This is a genomic window from Corynebacterium sp. MSK122 (assembly GCF_030229435.2).
Lineage (GTDB): Bacteria > Actinomycetota > Actinomycetes > Mycobacteriales > Mycobacteriaceae > Corynebacterium > Corynebacterium marquesiae.
This window is the reverse complement of record NZ_JASPHV020000001.1, coordinates 48,267-65,146: the sequence shown is the minus strand read 5'-3', so window position 1 is coordinate 65,146 and position 16,880 is coordinate 48,267. Positions and strand designations below refer to the sequence as shown.

At 61.2% G+C, this 16,880-nt stretch carries 15 protein-coding genes; 7 read left to right on the top strand and 8 right to left on the bottom strand.

What is annotated here, in order from left to right; all coding sequences use genetic code 11:
* Positions 1 to 10: 10 nt before the first annotated feature.
* The 3 genes from QP934_RS00290 to galK are packed head-to-tail and all read left to right on the top strand — an operon-like array spanning position 11 to position 2,539.
* Entirely contained in the window at positions 11 to 253 is a 243-nt protein-coding gene (locus tag QP934_RS00290) for a hypothetical protein (protein ID WP_005322508.1), read from the top strand.
* Entirely contained in the window at positions 253 to 1,347 is a 1,095-nt protein-coding gene (gene galT, locus QP934_RS00285) for a galactose-1-phosphate uridylyltransferase (protein ID WP_419126478.1), read from the top strand. Before QP934_RS00290 ends, galT begins: the two co-directional genes overlap by 1 nt.
* Complete coding sequence (gene galK, locus QP934_RS00280) at positions 1,340 to 2,539, top strand: galactokinase (protein ID WP_419126476.1); 1,200 nt, start codon at positions 1,340 to 1,342, stop codon at positions 2,537 to 2,539. Before galT ends, galK begins: the two co-directional genes overlap by 8 nt.
* Positions 2,540 to 2,699: 160 nt before the next feature.
* Here galK and QP934_RS00275 read toward each other — a convergent pair whose 3' ends face one another.
* Complete coding sequence (locus QP934_RS00275) at positions 2,700 to 3,743, bottom strand: ribonuclease HI (RefSeq protein WP_340419268.1); 1,044 nt, start codon at positions 3,741 to 3,743, stop codon at positions 2,700 to 2,702.
* Between the two features lie 525 nt (positions 3,744 to 4,268).
* Here QP934_RS00275 and QP934_RS00270 point away from each other — a divergent pair.
* The 3 genes from QP934_RS00270 (at position 4,269) to QP934_RS00260 (ending at position 7,022) form a co-directional block, all read left to right on the top strand.
* Positions 4,269 to 4,901, top strand: a complete 633-nt coding sequence (locus tag QP934_RS00270; protein WP_340419267.1) for an endonuclease domain-containing protein — start codon at positions 4,269 to 4,271, stop codon at positions 4,899 to 4,901.
* A 187-nt stretch (positions 4,902 to 5,088) separates the two neighbouring features.
* Positions 5,089 to 6,252, top strand: coding sequence for an NRAMP family divalent metal transporter (locus QP934_RS00265; RefSeq protein ID WP_340419320.1), 1,164 nt, complete (start codon positions 5,089 to 5,091; stop codon positions 6,250 to 6,252).
* The gene (locus tag QP934_RS00260) at positions 6,252 to 7,022 is read left to right on the top strand and encodes a putative hydro-lyase (RefSeq protein WP_419126475.1); all 771 of its coding nucleotides are present in this window, start codon (positions 6,252 to 6,254) and stop codon (positions 7,020 to 7,022) included. Before QP934_RS00265 ends, QP934_RS00260 begins: the two co-directional genes overlap by 1 nt.
* On the opposite strand, the gene QP934_RS00255 is transcribed toward QP934_RS00260, so the two are convergent.
* From QP934_RS00255 to QP934_RS00230, 6 genes are all read right to left on the bottom strand, one after another.
* Positions 7,019 to 7,639, bottom strand: coding sequence for a GntR family transcriptional regulator (locus QP934_RS00255; protein WP_419126474.1), 621 nt, complete (start codon positions 7,637 to 7,639; stop codon positions 7,019 to 7,021). The two genes, QP934_RS00260 and QP934_RS00255, sit on opposite strands and share 4 nt — an antisense overlap.
* 68 nt (positions 7,640 to 7,707) lie before the next feature.
* Positions 7,708 to 9,489 carry a biotin carboxylase N-terminal domain-containing protein gene (locus tag QP934_RS00250; RefSeq protein WP_419126473.1) on the bottom strand — a complete coding sequence of 594 codons (1,782 nt, stop codon included), beginning with the start codon at positions 9,487 to 9,489 and terminating at the stop codon, positions 7,708 to 7,710.
* Entirely contained in the window at positions 9,479 to 11,053 is a 1,575-nt protein-coding gene (locus QP934_RS00245; RefSeq protein ID WP_340419264.1) for a 5-oxoprolinase/urea amidolyase family protein, read from the bottom strand. The genes QP934_RS00250 and QP934_RS00245 overlap by 11 nt, the downstream gene beginning before the upstream one ends.
* Positions 11,053 to 11,814, bottom strand: a complete 762-nt coding sequence (locus QP934_RS00240; RefSeq protein ID WP_337888279.1) for a 5-oxoprolinase subunit PxpA — start codon at positions 11,812 to 11,814, stop codon at positions 11,053 to 11,055. The genes QP934_RS00245 and QP934_RS00240 overlap by 1 nt, the downstream gene beginning before the upstream one ends.
* A gap of 213 nt (positions 11,815 to 12,027) precedes the next feature.
* Complete coding sequence (locus QP934_RS00235) at positions 12,028 to 12,465, bottom strand: CAP domain-containing protein (protein ID WP_419126472.1); 438 nt, start codon at positions 12,463 to 12,465, stop codon at positions 12,028 to 12,030.
* Between the two features lie 687 nt (positions 12,466 to 13,152).
* Entirely contained in the window at positions 13,153 to 15,051 is a 1,899-nt protein-coding gene (locus QP934_RS00230) for a fructose-specific PTS transporter subunit EIIC (RefSeq protein ID WP_419126471.1), read from the bottom strand.
* Positions 15,052 to 15,155: 104 nt separating this feature from the next.
* Here QP934_RS00230 and QP934_RS00225 point away from each other — a divergent pair, with 104 nt between their 5' ends.
* On the top strand, positions 15,156 to 15,665 hold the full coding sequence (locus QP934_RS00225) for a 2'-5' RNA ligase family protein (protein WP_340419261.1): 510 nt from the start codon (positions 15,156 to 15,158) through the stop codon (positions 15,663 to 15,665).
* Here QP934_RS00225 and QP934_RS00220 read toward each other — a convergent pair.
* A complete protein-coding gene (locus QP934_RS00220) occupies positions 15,662 to 16,855 on the bottom strand; it encodes an amidase (RefSeq protein ID WP_419126470.1) in 1,194 nt (397 codons plus the stop codon). The two genes, QP934_RS00225 and QP934_RS00220, sit on opposite strands and share 4 nt — an antisense overlap.
* Positions 16,856 to 16,880 lie beyond the last annotated feature (25 nt).

Genomic DNA, 16,880 nt, shown 5'->3' with positions numbered 1-16,880 from the left:
GGAGCCCAACATGTCTGAGAAAAAGCGCGCGGGCGCATTCGACCTGCGCAACGTCATCGCCGCACTCCTCGGCCTCTACGGCCTAATTTTGCTCGGCTGCTATTTCTTCCTTGACCCAGGCATCAACCCGGATACCGGGCAAGCTAAGAACGCCAGCGATAACCTATGGGCAAGCCTTGCTTTGCTGGCCGTGGCCGCTGCCTTTGTGCTGTGGGCGCGCCTGAAGCCCATCACTATCCCAGGAGAAAACTAATGGTTGAGATTACCTGTGCCGCGCTTGCCGACGGCCGCGAGATCCTCTACTTCGACGACCAACCCCACCCCGACCGCGTGCTTGTCGACGCCCGCGATATCCCCACCGTCGCCCCCGCTTCCGAAATGCGCCGGGATCCCCTTACCGGGGATTGGGTGGCCTTTGCCGCCCACCGTATGAACCGCACCTTCTTGCCACCAGCCAACGAGAATCCGCTGGCGCCCACGCGCGAAGGCCAGCTGCCCACGGAGATCCCCAGCCCCAGCTATGACGTGGTGGTCTTTGAAAACCGCTTCCCGTCCTTTGCCACCACCGCGGACATCGAGCATCCGGAGGACGATAACCTGCTCGGCATGGTGCCGCGCCTTCCTGCCCGCGCCCGCTGCGAGGTGGTGTGCTTTACCGAGGACCCAGCCCTATCCTTCAAGGACTTGCCCGAATCTCGCATCCGCACCGTGATCGAGGCCTGGGCACATCGCACCGCTGCACTATCACAGATTGACGGCGTGCAGCAGGTATTCCCCTTTGAAAACCGCGGCGAGGAAATCGGCGTGACCCTCCAGCACCCGCACGGCCAGATTTATTCCTATCCATTCCTCTCGCCCCGCCTGCGGTCCATCGTGGATTCCGCCCGGGCCTACGACGGCGACCTCTTTCAGGATCTCCTCGATCGTGAGCGCGCCGCTGGTACCCGCATCATTGCCGAGACCGAGCACTTCACCGTCTTTGTTCCCGCCGCCGCCAAATGGCCGCTGGAAGCCATGGTCATGCCCAATGAACAGGTCCCCGATTTCGCCGCGCTTTCCGGCGCCCAACGTGCCGACCTCGCGCCCCTGCTCAAAAAGCTGTACTCCGCGGTGGACCGCTTCTTCGATGGTGTGGAGAAGACCCCGTATATCGCCGGCTGGACCCAAGCCCCGGTTGACCCAGCACTGCGCCCTGGTATCCGCATGCACCTGCAGCTCTTTTCGCTTATGCGATCGCCCGGCCGCATGAAGTACCTCGCCGGTTCCGAGTCCTCGCAGGCCGTGTGGATCAATGACACCACCCCGGAGCGCATCGCCGCCCGCTTTAAGGAGATCTGGGATGCTTAACTGGATTGACACCCGCAGCGATGCGGAGCTTGCCGCCGCAGCCCGCGACCTCTTCGCCACTGCCTTCCCGGACGCGCCCGAGCCCGCCGGCGTGTGGGCCGCTCCCGGCCGCGTCAACCTCATCGGCGAGCACATCGATTACGCCGGCGGCGCCTCCATTCCCTTTGCGCTGGAACAAAACACCGCCGTCGCCGTCGCACCCCGCACCGATGGCCTTCTCCGGATAGCCTCCGAATACGACGGCAGCGTTGCCCAAGCCAGCCTCCCACTCTCCGAAGTCCGCTGCGGCCACCCTTCCGACTGGTCCGGCTACGTCGCCGGCACCGTCTGGGCCGCCACTGCCGCGGACGTTCTGACCTGCACCGGCCTCGATATTGCCATCGTCTCCGATGTCCCCGTCGGCTCTGGCCTGTCCAGCTCCGCCGCCCTCGAGTGCTCCGTGGCCGTGGCCGCCTACGAGCTTTGCCACGGCAAAGCTCCCGATGACGCCGCCCGCGCGCAGCTGGCCCAGGCTTGCATCCGCGCCGAAAACGAGGTGGTTGGCGCCTCTACCGGCGGCTTGGATCAAAACGCCAGTCTCCTCGGCCAGCGCGGCAAGGCGCTATTCCTGGATTTTTCCACCGGTGCCGTCGAGCGCGTGCCGTTCAATATCGAGGCCCAAGACATGGTGCTGCTCATCGCGGACACCAATGCCCCGCACACGCTTTCCGACGGCCAATATGCCTCCCGCCGTGGCATCATCGACGCCGTCCAGGCTGCCGCTGGCCGCTCCATCCGTGAAATCCCGGATGCCGTCGCTTTCGCCGCGACCGTTAACCCCCAGGAGGCTGAACTCTACCGCCGCCGCGTGCGCCACGTGGTGGAAGAGACTGAGCGCACCTTAGCCGCCGCTACCGCGCTCACCTCATCCGACCCGGCAGAGTTCCGCCGCCTCATGCGCGAAAGCCACATTTCCCTGCGCGACCTGTACGAAGTCACGACCCCCGAGCTTGACTCCGCTTTCACCGCGGCCGGCGAAATCGGCGCCCGCATGACTGGTGGCGGCTTCGGCGGCGCAGTCATCGCGCTCATCCCGCGTTCCGACGTCGAGTCCACCGCCCAGACCATTTACGACGCCGCAGCATCCCGCAGCTTCCCAGAACCCACCTTCTTGGTGGCCCGCCCGGGAGACGGGGCCCGCCGCCTCGCTTAACTCTGCAGCCCGGCTCGGCTCAGCCGCGACCCTCCCAGCGCGCCTTTTGTCGTAAGGTCCATACTGATCAGGCTGATCTGAAGACCGGGCCGCCTCAGATCGGCCTTAACTCGCTCAATTCGGCCTGATCAGATCAGCCCCAAAGCCCTAAGCGTTCGGATCACAATGCCGAGAGGGCTTTCTGAATTCCCTCGCGCAGAGTCTCGCGAGACTGCTTCATCGGATGCGCAATCGCGCGCAACCCCATGTACGCAATCTGGTCAGCCGCCCGATTCAGCGGATCGCCCGCATGCCCGAGCACACGGCGAATGTCGACCTCGCATTGGCCTTGGATATCGCCCCAAGCTTGCTGGAATCGGGACCGCGCACCCGAAGACACCCCTCGCCACGTGCGCCCCGGTCGCGATGCTTTAGAGCCGCGCTTATGCACAATCTGCTCGACCGCCTCCAAAGCGGCTACGGAATCGGACTCAATAACCGCCTTGCGCGCACCCACCTTGAGGAGGTATTTCAGCGCGAGCGTCAGTGCTTCGAGCTCGAGCTCATCCGTGCTCGCCTTGGTTTCTCGAGTTCGTAACCGGTAGTCGCCGTTTCCCGCAACGAAGCACATCGACCCCTTGAATACGGTATCCGAGGAAGCATCGGTGGCTATGCGAACCACGTCGCCCTTGGGCCACGAGGAGGCGCGCGAGAAGTTCGGCCACCAGTGTGCTTTCGGCGTCTCTACCTGTGCCGCTTGCTTCTTTTTCGGCGCCTCACCCATCTTGCGCGCTTTTCGTGCGGTGATGCCGGCTTGTTTTCTGCGCACAGAGCTCGCGCTTTTCGAAGCCCTATTTTCTCCCGCAAAGCTTCCCGTCACCGTGAAACCGTCTGCCGTGAGTGCCGCTCGCAACGCATTTTGCCTGCGACCAGTGACAATCCACACCCGCCCGTCGAGTCCCTTGAGTGCGCGTTTGACCTCGCGCACGGCGATATCGACGATATCGCCCTTCTTCGTTTGGCCGCGGCGCACAAAACGCGTCTGTTTAGTATTGACCGCGATGACCCAGCCTTCGATGGTGCCGTTGGGGGCGGAATCCCAACGCTCGTCCCAGAGCGCGACCGCAACGTGGATTGGTGCTGAGACCATATCCAAGGTGATCTTGCGGGTGCCGTAGGTACGCGATTGCGTACCGGTTAGTTCTGAGAGCTCGATGGGTTCCATTATCTCTAGTAAAGCACGGTTAACAGCGCTGCTGAATTATCCCCCACACCGCCGCTTTGAACTACTTCCCCTTAGGTCGAATGCGATCGAGCCGATCTGAGCACAACCCGCCCTCAATTCAGCCTCAACGCCCTCAATTCGGCCCGATCTCCTTCGACCTAAAGTTCCGTCCACCCCCTACTCAAGGTCCTCGGAAGTTCACCTTCCTGAGCCTCATGACGCGTGCTCCGCCCCTCCAGCCGTGAAGATGAAACCATGATTACAGATCACTTCATCAACCTTCGTTACGCCGGAGCCGAAAGTCCGCACCATTTAGCCCTCCAGTGCGGGGAGCTCACCCAGATAGCGCCCTGGGTCGCCGTTCCCACGGCCACTTGGAGGCAATGGGTGCGCCATAAACAACAATTCGCCAAAGTAGTCGCTGCCGGGTGGAGCACTCACCGCGCCGTCCTCATCAGCAAATCGGCCGCGCGGCTGTGGGGAATATGGGTAATTTCTAGGGAAGGGGAGGAGGTTGAGTTAGCGGTGCCTTCGGGAAGCGTTCCCCCACGCAGGCTCACCGCGAAAGGCTACCGGTACCGCCGGGTAAAGTCCCTCCAGGACTCCATGGTGTCGATAGCGGGTGTGCGCGCCACGAATCCCGCCCGCACCTGCCTCGAAATCGCCCGGCTACACGGCTTCCCAGATGGTCTGGTAGCTACCGATTCTGCGCTCAGACAACACGACGTCACCACCTATGACTTGCGCGAAGAACTGGCAAAAATGCGGCGCACTAGGGGACAAGCAGCTATGCGTAAGGTTATCGAGCACGCGTATGGCGGGTCGGAATCGCCCTATGAGTCCTATCTGCGAGCCCTCATTATCGAGGGTTTCCCGCAGGTGAAAATTGAGCCGCAGAAACCGTTGCTCGGGAAGTATCGGGCGGATCTCTGTCTCGATGGCTGGCTGGTACTTGAGGTCGATGGCGATGCCAAATATGACGGTACCTATGGCGAGACACCCGCCCATGTGGTCAAGCAGCAGATAAAGAGGCAGCGAGCGCTAGAAAACCGTGGATACGTGGTGCTGCGCTTTGGTTCCAGCGAGGTGAAAGCGGCGGACGAGGCATTGCGGATAATCTCTAGCCACCTGGGAAAACGCGGCGGGAAAGTTGCCTAGATCACCCCCGCGCCACCCCGTAGTACATAAAAGTTGTTGAACAAAAGGCATAGCAACCTTTAAGATGATGCGCATCACAAACTAATGCGACCTGCATCACGAAAGGTGAAATCTAGTGAGTGCTGAGACATCACACGCCACTCCGGCGCAGGCGGGGGACAAGACTCCGCCCAAAGGCCTCGGCGCCATGGCGGGTGCCATGTTCCTTATGGCCACCTCCGCCATCGGTCCGGGATTTTTGACCCAGACCTCGGTCTTTACCGTGCAGATGGGCGCTTCCTTCGCGTTTGCGATTATGCTGTCCATCCTCGTCGACATCGCCATCCAGCTCAACGTGTGGCGCGTGCTGTGTGTGACCGGCATGCGCGCCAATACTTTGGGCAATACCGTGCTCCCTGGCCTGGGCTGGGTGCTTGCCGTATTCGTGTTTATCGGTGGCGCAGTCTTCAACATCGGCAATATCGCTGGTTCTGGCCTAGGCATTAACGCGATGTTGGGCATCGATTCGCGCATCGGCGGCGTCATTGCCGCGGCCATCGCGATCTTCATCTTCCTCTCCAAAAAGGCGGGTATGGCCCTCGACCGCCTCGTAGCGGTCCTAGGTGCGGTCATGATCTTGCTTATGCTCTACGTTGCGGTGGTCAGCCAGCCACCGGTGGGCGAGGCGCTAAAGAATACCGTCGCACCGGGCGAGATCGACTTCTTCGTCATTACCACCATCATTGGTGGCACCGTAGGTGGTTATATCACCTTTGCCGGCGCGCACCGACTTATCGATTCCGGCCACACCGGCGTGGAAAACGTCAAGAACATTACCTTTACCTCGGTGAGCGGCATCGTGGTCACCGGCATCATGCGTATGCTCCTTTTCTTGGCCGTTCTCGGTGTGGTCGCCACCGGCGTGGCGCTTTCGGAAGACAACACCGCGGCCGATGCCTTCTACAATGCCGCCGGCGAGTTTGGCCTGCGTGCCTTCGGCGTGGTCCTCTTCGCGGCCGGTTTGTCCTCGGTTATCGGCGCCGCCTATACCTCGGTATCCTTCGTGACCTCCCAGGGCACCTCGACGCGCACCCGCAATATCCTCACCATTATCTTCATTGCGGTGTGCACGGTAGTCTTCGTAGCCATCAACTCCGCGCCACAGAAGTTGCTCATCTTCGCCGGCGCCATCAATGGCCTTATCCTGCCCATCGGTTTCGCCCTCGTGATGTGGGTGGCCTGGCGCCGCCGCGACCTCCTACAGGGCTATAAGTATCCCAAGTGGTTGCTGGTTATCGGCGCCCTGGCGTGGGTGCTCACCATCTTCATCGGTTTCAAGGCCTTCTCCGGCATCACCGAGCTGTGGGCATAATGCAGACCCCAGAGCAAGTGCGTGAGTATGCGCGCAGCCATGACATGGCCACCACCGCCGGGCATGCCCGCGGTTTCATGCAGGCTAACCTGCTGGCCGTGCCGCAGGAATACGCCTTTGACTTCTTACTTTTTGCCCAGCGCAATCCCAAGCCATGCCCGATTGTGGGCGTGCTGGAAGCCGGTCAGTACACCTCCGAGCTGCTGCCGGGTGGGGACATCCGCACCGATATTCCGGCCTACCGTGTCTTTGAAAACGGCGAGCATATAGTCACGCTTGCCGACGCCACCCCGTACTACACCCCAGACATGGTCAGCTTCCTCATCGGTTGCTCTTTCACCTTTGAGACTGCGCTGCAGGATAACGGCATTGAGGTCGCGCACATTGCCCAGCAGCGCAACGTGCCGATGTTTAAAACCACGATTCCCACCACCCCGGCCGGTGTCTTTTCCGGGCCCATGGTGGTCTCCATGCGCCCGATTCCGGCCGCGCAGGTCTCCGATGCCGTGCGGATTACCTCCCGTTACCCATCAGTTCACGGCGCCCCGGTCCACGTGGGTGACCCGGCGGCCATTGGCATTGAGGACTTGAACCGCCCGGACTTTGGTGATCCGGGCGAAGTGCCGGAGGGCTGCCTGCCGGTCTTTTGGGCCTGTGGTGTGACCCCGCAGGCCATCGTGATGGAATCTAAGCCGCGCTTAGCTATTACGCACGCACCGGGCCAGATGCTCGTGACCAACGCCCGCGATCAAGATTTTCTCATTCCTTAATCGTCCAGCACGGCGAGGATCTTCTCGCAGGTATTCATGAGGCTGTCATGCGAAAGCGTGGCGGCCTCGAGGCGTTTTCCATCTGCGATAAGCGTGGCCAAGGTGATATTGCCTTGAATATGGTCCGCATGAAGCTGCGGGTACCGCGGGATTGCTAGCAAGAAGGTGAGCCGCATGCGGGCGAGCAGATTATCCATCTGCTCATTCAAGGTAGGGGAGCCTAGCGCGGCCACCAGCGCGCGGTGGAAGCGCTGATTGATGGCGGAGACTTCCTGGTGCTCGCCGCGTGCCGCGTAGTCGAAGGCAGAGGAAGTCAGGGTGACGAGTGAGGGGGCGTCGGCAAAAGCGCCCCAACGTACCGCGGCCGGTTCAATGGCCGCGCGGGCAGCGAAGAGATCGCGGATGTAGTCTGCATCGGGCGTCGCAAGGAATACGCCTCGGTTGGGGATGCGCTCGACGATGCGCTCCGCGGCAAGCCTGGTGAAAGACTCGCGGAGGGTATTGCGCGAGCAGTGAAAGCGCTCAGCCGCCTTGACCTCGCTGAGCTGCTCGCCCGGCTGAAACTCGCCGGCGGAGATGGCCTCGCGCAACTCGGAGGCGACAGACTGGGAAAGCATGACCACAACTGTACTAAAAAGTTATGCACCTCACATTCAAGATGAGGTGCATAACGATGGAGCGAGCGCTAATCGATGGTCGCGATGACCTTGGAGGAATCCAAACGGTCACCTTCTGCGGCCAGGAGCTTGATGGTACCGCCGCGCGGAGCCTTGATGGCCGATTCCATCTTCATGGCCTCGACGGTGGCGATTGCATCGCCCTCGGCCACGGTATCGCCGTCCGCGACGTTCCAGGCCACGAGGTTGGCCTCGAACGGGGAGGTGACCGCATTGTCATCGGTGGACTGCGCGCCGGCCGAAGATGGTGCGGTGGAGGCAGAACCACCGGCCGAGGCGGCGCCCGGCGCGGCGAGGAAGTCCACGGGGACGCCGACGTTGACCAGCTTGCCGTCGATTTCTACGGCCACAGTGCGGCGCTGGGTGTAAATGGCCTCGACCTTTTCTACCTGGTTGGCGGCAGACGGGCGGTAGTTGTGGTCCACCCAGTCAGTAAATACGCCAATCTCGGAGGCGCCGGCGGCAGCGGCATCGTCTGCTGGGGCGGCGGTGCCGATGAGTGCAGGCTCATCCATCATGTCGCGGTGGAACGGCAGCACGGTGCGCACGCCGGTGACGGTGAACTCACGCAGGGCAAAGCGGGCGCGAGCCAGGGCGATCTCGCGGGTAGGGCCCCACACCACCAGCTTGGCAATCAGGGAATCATAGTACGGCGGGATGATAGAGCCAGAGCGTACCGCGGAATCTACGCGGATGCCCGGGCCGGTCGGCGGCTCGAAGGAGACGATGGTGCCGGGGCACGGGGCGAAGCCATTGAGGATGTCCTCGGCATTGATACGGAACTCAAAAGCGTGGCCGTGGGACTCCGGATCCGCATCGAAGGACAGCGGCTCGCCGGCCGCGATGCGGAATTGCTCGGCGATGATATCGGTGCCGGTGACTACCTCGGTAACCGGGTGCTCGACCTGTACACGGGTGTTGACCTCGAGGAAGGAGATGGTGCCGTCTTCGGAGACGATGTATTCCACGGTGCCGGCGCCGGTGTAGCCTACCTTGGAACAAATGGAGCGGGCGCCTTCGATGATGCCGTTGCGTTGGGCGTCGGAAAGCGCGGGCGCCGGAGCCTCCTCAATGAGTTTTTGGAAGCGGCGCTGGGTGGAACAATCGCGGGTTCCGAGCACGCGCACATTGCCGTGCGTATCGGCCAGCACCTGGGCCTCGACGTGGCGCGGGTGGGTGAGGAACTTCTCCACATAGCACTCCGCGCGGCCGAAAGCCTCCATGGCCTCGCGGCCGGCGGAGTTAAATGCTCCCTCGATCTCTTCCATATTGTCCACGACCTTCAAGCCGCGTCCGCCACCGCCATAAGCAGCCTTGATGGCAATGGGTAGACCGTGCTCTTCGGCGAAGGCGCGGGCCTCCTGCCAGTCATCGATGGGATCGGAGGTACCCGGTGCCAGTGGCGCGCCGACTTCCTCGGCCACGCGGCGCGCAGCGATCTTGTCACCGAGCAACTCGATGGACTCCGGGGAAGGGCCAATCCAGATCATGCCGGCCTCGGTAACCGTGCGGGCGAAGTCGGCGTTTTCGGACAAGAAGCCGTAGCCCGGGTGGATGGCATCGGCACCGGCGCGCACCGCGATATCAAGCAGCGCGGGCACGTTCATGTAGGTATCGGCCGCGGTATTGCCCGGCAGCGCATAAGCTTCATCCGCTACTTGGGTATGCAGGGCACCTGCGTCCGCTTCGGAATAAATGGCGATGGACTTAATGCCCAAGTCGTGGGCGACGCGGGCGATACGCACGGCAATCTCGCCGCGGTTAGCAATGAGGACGGTTTTAATCTGCATTCTGTTCTCCAGTGTTCAAGGCTTGGGGTGCAACGAGTTCAAAGTTCACGCGCGCGCCGGGTGGCAGCTGCGCGGCAATATCAATATCTTCTTCCAAGACGGTGGCGATGACCGGGTAGCCGCCGGTCACGGCATGATCGCGCAGGAAGACGACGGGCTTGCCATTAGGTGGGATTTGGATGGAGCCGGCGACCATGCCCTCGGAGGGGAGCTCGCCGTCTTTAACGCGTTCAATCGTCTCTTCGCCATCGAGACGCAGGCCCACGCGGTTGGAATCCGAAGTGACGTTCCACTCGGTGTCCAGGAAGGCGGAGACATTATCGCCAAACCAGTCATCGCGCGGTCCGAGCACGCAGCGCAAGGTGGCGCGGGTTTTGCCGTCGGAGCTTTCGCGCACGCGCAGTGGGTTGGCCAGCTGGGCGTCGGTCATGCCGGTAGAGCGCGGCAGCACGCCGATGACATCGCCGGTGGTGACCGGGTCCGGGCCAAGGCCAGAAAGGACGTCGGTGGCCGCGGAGCCAAGCTCGGATTCAGCAATAATGCCGCCGCGGATGGCCACGTAATTGCGCATGCCTACTGTTGCAGGGTCTACCGTGACGGTGTGCCCGGCCGTGACCAGCACGGGGCGGGCGAGGTGGACCGGCATCTCGCCGAGGCGCACACGCGCGGTCGCGCCGGTGACACAAATGACGGTATCGGTGAGCGCGTGGAGCTTAATGCCGCCGATATTCTCCAGCACTGTTGCCCCGCGCGGATTGCCCACGGCCACGTTGGCGGTCGCGGCGGCGGCGCGGTCGGCAGCGCCGGAGGGGGTCACGCCGAGATCGCCCACACCGGGGCGGCCCAGGTCTTGGTAGAGGGTGAGTAGGCCGGCATCGATAACCTCCATGCGCGGCAAGCGGGCAGGGGCGCGTTTCGAGCGGGCAGAGTGATCAACGAGCTCCGGCAGCTTATCCACGCTGCGATAGCGCACGCGGTCGCCCGGCTGTACCAGCGCCGGCGGGTTAGCATTGGAATCCCACATCGGCGTATTGGTGGTGCCCAGCAACTGCCAGCCGCCCGGGGAAACGCGCGGGTACACCGCGGAAAACTCACCCGCGATACCCACAGCACCGGCCGGAACTGCGGTACGGGGATTGGACCGGCGGGGCACCGCGCGCGCCTGGGAGGGGTCCGACGGTGCACAGTAGGTAAAACCCGGGGCAAAGCCACCGAATGCCGCGGTCCACTCGGTAGAGGTATGCCAGTTAATGAGCGCTTCGCGCGAAAGCCCCAGCAGGTCTGCGGCCTCGTCCACATCCTCGCCGTCATAGAGCACATCAATTTCTACCGTGCGCGCCTCCGCAGCCGTCGCGGCGGCAGGGGAGAAGTCCTGCAAAAATTCCGCCGCATCGCGCGCCGAATCGGGTGCTTCAAAGGTCAGCAGCAAGGTGGTGGCGGCCGCGATGCAGTCCACCTGATTCTTCAACGGCTTGGCAGAAAGCGCCGCGTGCCAATCCATCACCTGGTTCAATCCATCCAGGTCAATGAGCAACGCGCGCGTGCCCACAAAATTAATGTGCATTAGATAAAGCTCCGAATCTCGATGCCTTCTTCCCGCAGGCGCTCCACTACGCCGCGCAGCAACTTCACCGCGCCGGGCGAATCGCCGTGGGTGCATACGGATTGTGCATCTACCTCTAACTTCGTGCCATCCACGGCCGTGATCGACCCGGTCTGCGCCACCTCCAGTACTCGCTGCACCACCTCATCGGCGCTACCCAGCACCGCATTGGCTTCCTTGCGCGAGACCAGCGTGCCATCGGGGTTGTAGTTGCGGTCTGCAAAGGCTTCACGGATGACGGTAAGCCCGCTGCGCTTGGCGACGTCCACCGCTACTCCCCCCGGCAGTAGCATCACCGGCAAGTCACCAAAGGCCTTAATGCCCTTGATGACGCCTTCTGCCTGCGCCTTATCCTTCACGATGGCGTTATACATCGCACCGTGCGGCTTCACATAGGAAACCTTGGTGCCATTGGCGCGGGCCAAAGCGTCGAGCGCGCCAATTTGGTAAGTCACCTCGTCTGCGAGTTCGTCGGGGTTGTAATCGATAAAGCGGCGGCCGAAACCTGCGGCGTCGTTATAACCCACGTGCGCGCCTACGGCTACACCTGCTCCTGCAGCCGCCTTGAGCGTGCCGGCAATCGAGTGTGGGTCACCCGCGTGGAAGCCCGTGGCCACGTTTGCGGAGGACACCATCTCCAGCATCGCCGCGTCGTCCGCGACCGGATTGCCCGCGGTCGTTTCTCCCAAGTCCGCGTTCAAATCAATATGGAGCGAGGACATTCAACACCGTCCTTTAAAATTGTTGAACAATTTGAATGCCTTTTAGTGTAACCCTCGCCACTGTCATTTGTGAAGATGGTTACTTTTCATTTACCCGCGTGCGCACCCCCACCTAGGCATGAGAAAACCGCCCCGCCCCGGGTAAGAGGTCCGGGAGGGGGCGGGGTGGCCCGCTAGAGCCCAAGTGCCCGAAGGCCCTAGCTTGTGAAAACTTTAGCGGCCGTAGTTCTGGACAGCGTAGAGCTTGCCTTCAGAGTTGATGGCAACGCCAACGCCGATGGTCTTGGCGCGTGGGTCGAGCATGATCTTGCGGTGACCCGGGGATTCGTACCAAAGCTTGACCAAGAGGGCATCGGAGTAGTCGCTCCATGCCTGCAGTACGTTCTCGCCGCCGGCCGGGATGTTAGAAGGGTAGTAGTTCCAGTGCTGCGGGCGGTGGCTGAGCTTATTGGCGCGGACCAGCTGGTTTGCCCAATCCTGAGCCAGGCCATTGAGTGCACCATTGGCGCGAACCGGGCGCAGGCCGTGTGTCTGGCGGTAAGCGTTGGTGTGATTGATGATGCTCTGTACGCGGTTGGAGGCCGGAGCTACTGGCTTTGCGGCGGCAGCCGGAACGGCAGGCGGGTTGACGGATGGTACCGGAAGGTTCACGCGACCGAAGTCGCCGAAGGAGCTGGACGCCTCTGCAGGGGCAACGCCAAAACCGAGAGTGACGGCTGCTGCAAGTGCTGGGCGACGAACTTCTTGGCGGAGAAGTGAACTTTGGGGGTAAACATGAGCGGTACCTTTCTACTGGGACCTAGCGGGAATCTATAGGGCGGGGATCTTGGAGTGTTAACGGCTAACTTCCGTTCCTCTTCACTTAAAAGTTAATCAATTCCGCCCGGGTGAAAGCCAGATGAACAGAAAATATTGGTCTTCTTAAAGTTGATGTCGCGTAAAACTAATTGCATCTTAGTTATTTCTCGCTTTGAGCTAGGAAACCCCTAAATTCCCTCAGTGATGGCGCTTAGATCCCCGCCCCACGGGGGTAAATTTCAACAAATATCTCAGGTTCCTAGACGAATGAGATTGTTTTAAGGTATGAAACCCTTGTTTTAAGTTCGTTGCTGGCAAAACCGGTGCGATTCTTGGCAAACCTAATAAGGAACCTTGTAATTCTCTGTCCGCCTAAGGAACGTAAGAGCGCGGCATGACGATGCTTGGTCTCGCTTGAGGTCGCCTCACTATCGCTGAAACTCCCGCGAAACCGCCCTTCCGCCGCATACCTCCGTGGTGTGGGCATAAGAAAAGCGCCCAGCGGGGACAATCGCTGTGCGCTTTCAGTTACAAGACAATTTAGGCCGGGGTGGTCGAGGCTGCCTTGTCAGTCGATAGTGCAGGGGAGAGTACCGAGGAAATGATGTTGGCGGCTTCTTTGCGCGTCTTCGCTCCGTGGAGCTGTGCGCGGAAGTCTTCTTTCATGATATTGCGGGCCAGCTTGGACAGCAGCTTGAGGTGCTGCTTACCAGCGTTATCCGGAACGGCAATAAGGAAAGCCAAGGTAGTTGGGTCCTCACCCTCTGCCCACGTGACGCCCTGCGGCAGGCGGGCGAAGGCGAGCGTTGGTACCTTCACTCCTGCAGATCGAGCGTGCGGAATGGCTACGCCGTGGCCCACACCAGTGGAACGGGTAGATTCGCGTTTCAATGCGGCGCTAGCGACCGCCTCCGCATCGGACATGCGCGCGGAGGTGAGCTTCACCATGGAGCGAATGACTTCTTTGCTAGAGGAACCCAGATCCTTATCGAGGCTGATCGTATCTACAGCAACAAGCGGCTTATCCTTGCGTTGCGTCAGTCCCACGAGCAGGAGAATAAGGCCAGCACAGACAGCGATGCCGGCAAGCATGGCAATGAAGAAGCCAACGACGTTATCTACCGCGCCGAGCACCGCGACGATCGGGCCGCCGTGCATGACGTGGTCTTGTGCACCAAATAGACCGGCGAGCGCACCAGCTACGGCGCCACCGGCGACGTTGGCAGGGATAACCTGTAGCGGGCGTGCGGCCGCGAGAGGGATGGCGCCCTCAGTAATGCCGAAGAATCCCATGAACAATGCGGCGATGCCCGAATCATTTTCGGCCTTGGTAAACCACCGGCGGCGCAGGAGCGTAGCTACACCAACGGCGAGAGGCGGTACGGCAATCGCGCATGCTGCCATGCCCATGGGTGCCGCATTGCCGGCCGCGATCATGCCGCCGCCAAAGAGGAAGGCTGTTTTATTAAAGGGACCACCCATATCGAAGGCGATCATGGCGCCCAGGATAAGACCCAGCACGATGACGGAGGAGCCCTGCATTCCAGCGAGATAGTTGGTCATTGCCTCGAACGCAGCCGAGACCGGTGCGCCAATGAGCAAAATGAAGATGAGCCCCACGATGAGCGTGGTGAAAATCGGGATGACGATGATGGGCCAAATCGGTGCGATGAACTTGTGCACCGGAATCTTCTTAATGGCAAGAGCCACATAACCGGACAAAATACCGGTGACAATGCCGCCCAAGAATCCGGCACCTGCCTCAGAACCGTAAAGCGAGCCGGTGGTGGCGATGAGTCCGGTAATAAGGCCAGGGGCGAGGCCTGGGCGATCCGCGATGCCCACTGCAATGTAGCCGGAGAGTACCGGGACCATAAGCGAGAACGCCAGGGCGCCGAGCTCATTGGCCGTGCTCCAGAAGCTATCTTCCGGAATCGCCATGCCCTCAGACGTGGGCGTGCCGCCGATAGAGAGGGCGACCGCGATGAGCAGACCACCGGTCACCACGAACGGGATCATGTGCGAGACGCCGTTCATCAGTGCCTTGTACAAGGTTTGACCTACGCTGTTTTTACGCGGTGCCTCTTGTTCCGTTTGCTCGGAAGTGCCCTCCCAGCGCGAGGCGCTCAAGGATCTGCTTAGCAGTTCCTTCGGGTGTTTGATGGCCTCGTCCACACCGGTGGCTTCGAGGCGTTTGCCGTGGAAGCGGTCTTTGGAAATTACCGTATCGGCACCAATGACAATGGCATCGGCCTCTTCGATATCTCGCTTGCTAAAGGTTCCTTCGACGCCGATGGAACCGTGAGTTTCAATCTTGATGCGGTAGCCCAATTCTTGGGCTGCGGCCTCGAGGTTTTCGGCCGCCATGTAGGTATGCGCGATGCCCGTCGGACACGCCGTGATGGCGAGGATGAGGGGCGATGACTCTGAAGTGCTCATGACTCTCATTAAACGGCAAACGTTTGCGCTGGCACAAGAGGCAGTGATCCACTTCTTGGACTGTACGCTGGAAGCACTCCACTACAGAAAGGGAACGCTCGCCTGTGAGTAAAGCATCGCCGGATAATATCTTGCTCTACCTGCCGCAAAAGCAGGAAGACCAAGTACGCGAAATCTTTGCCGGCCTTGCAGAGCGCGGCTTTCCCGTCCAGCAGCAACGCCCGCACATTACTGTGACCTTTTCGCCGCATATGCAGTCGGAGGTCGTGGATTTAGCAGCGCAGCTGTTGCCGGCCGTCATACCGGCAGATTTCCGGCGGGTAGGAAACGTCATTTTCGGCACCAAGCGCAAGCAGACGGTGGCTTGGCTCCTTGAAACGACCGATGAGCTAGAAATTGCCGCGCGAAAAATCAGTGCCGCTAATCCGGATGGGCGCGGGCCGCGGTGGACCCCGCATCTGACTATGGGGTTGCGTCTGCCGCGTGAGGAGGTTCCTGGCTATATCCAAGCAATGGATGAGCTCACCTCATCGCATTTCAAGGAGCTTAGCGCTGTCGAGGCCGCCTATTGGCGGCCGCGCACGCAGGAAAAGACAGTGCTGGCCGAGGCCTAGAGCAGGGCCTGCAGAGCGCGGGCAACGCGCAGCACGGTCAGGTCCTCGCCCGGCTTGCCGACGACCTGCACCGCATCACCCACACCTTCTTCCTCTTCGCCGCGCAGCGGCACCGTAATCGCCGGCCATCCGAGCACGTTGAAAGGCTCGGTCCAGCGCCGCAGGCTCGCGGCCGATTCCGCAGTATTTTCCGCGGTGATATCGGACCACTTGAGGGGGCCGGAATCGAGGGTAGGGGTGAGGATAATGGGGACGTCGCCAAGCAGGGCAAGCGCTTTCTCGCGCAGCTCTTTCACGCCCTGTGCGGCCGCGTCATAATCTTCTTGGCTGATATTTTCCCCGCCCAGTACACGCTGCAGGATCACGTCCTGGTACTTATCGCGTTGGTCCAGCAACGGCCGGTGGACGTCATAGACCTCCTTCAAGCGCATCGGCTCGTAGAGCTCGGCTGTGGCGGCGATGGTGTCTTCCAAATCCACGCTCTCGGTGAGCTCAAAGTCCGATTGTTCCAGCGCCGCCAAAAGATCCGCGAAGCGCTCTCCCTTGGCCTTAAGAGCCGTGACATCGACAGCAGAAACGTCTTGCGCTGCGGCCGGTTCCTCATCTGCAGTGGCGATAAAAGCCTGCTCAATCAGGTCAATTGAGCTGGCAAAGAATCCAACGCAGTCAAAGCTCGGGGCGAAGGGAAAGACGCCTTCTACCGGAATGAGACCGAAGGTGGGTTTGAAACCCAGCACGCCCTGGCATGCGGCAGGCACACGCACCGAGCCGGCGCTATCGGAACCCACCGTAAGCTGCAGCGCGCCGCACGCCACCAAAGCTGCGGACCCAGAGCTAGACCCACCGCCGCACACTTCGGGATCCCGCGGATTGATAACTCGTCCATACGCGGAGGCATCGCCCAAAATGCCATAGGAAAATTCCTGCAGATTCGCCTTTGCCACCGGCAGCGCACCCTTCGCCGTCAAGCGCTGCACCACTGGCGCATCCTTGACCGGTGTGCGGCCAACATTGACCTTGGTGCCGCAGGTAGTAGCCACGCATCCCACATCCACGATGTCCTTGAATGCCACCGGTTGTCCCATGAGCGTGGGCGATTCATCCACCGCGTGCTCATCAAACGGGATGATGGTGATCACCGCGTTAAAATCCTGCTGGGCTCGGTGCAGGCGATCCGAAACTGTAGGCATAACGGAAGCTAAGTCCTTTCAACGT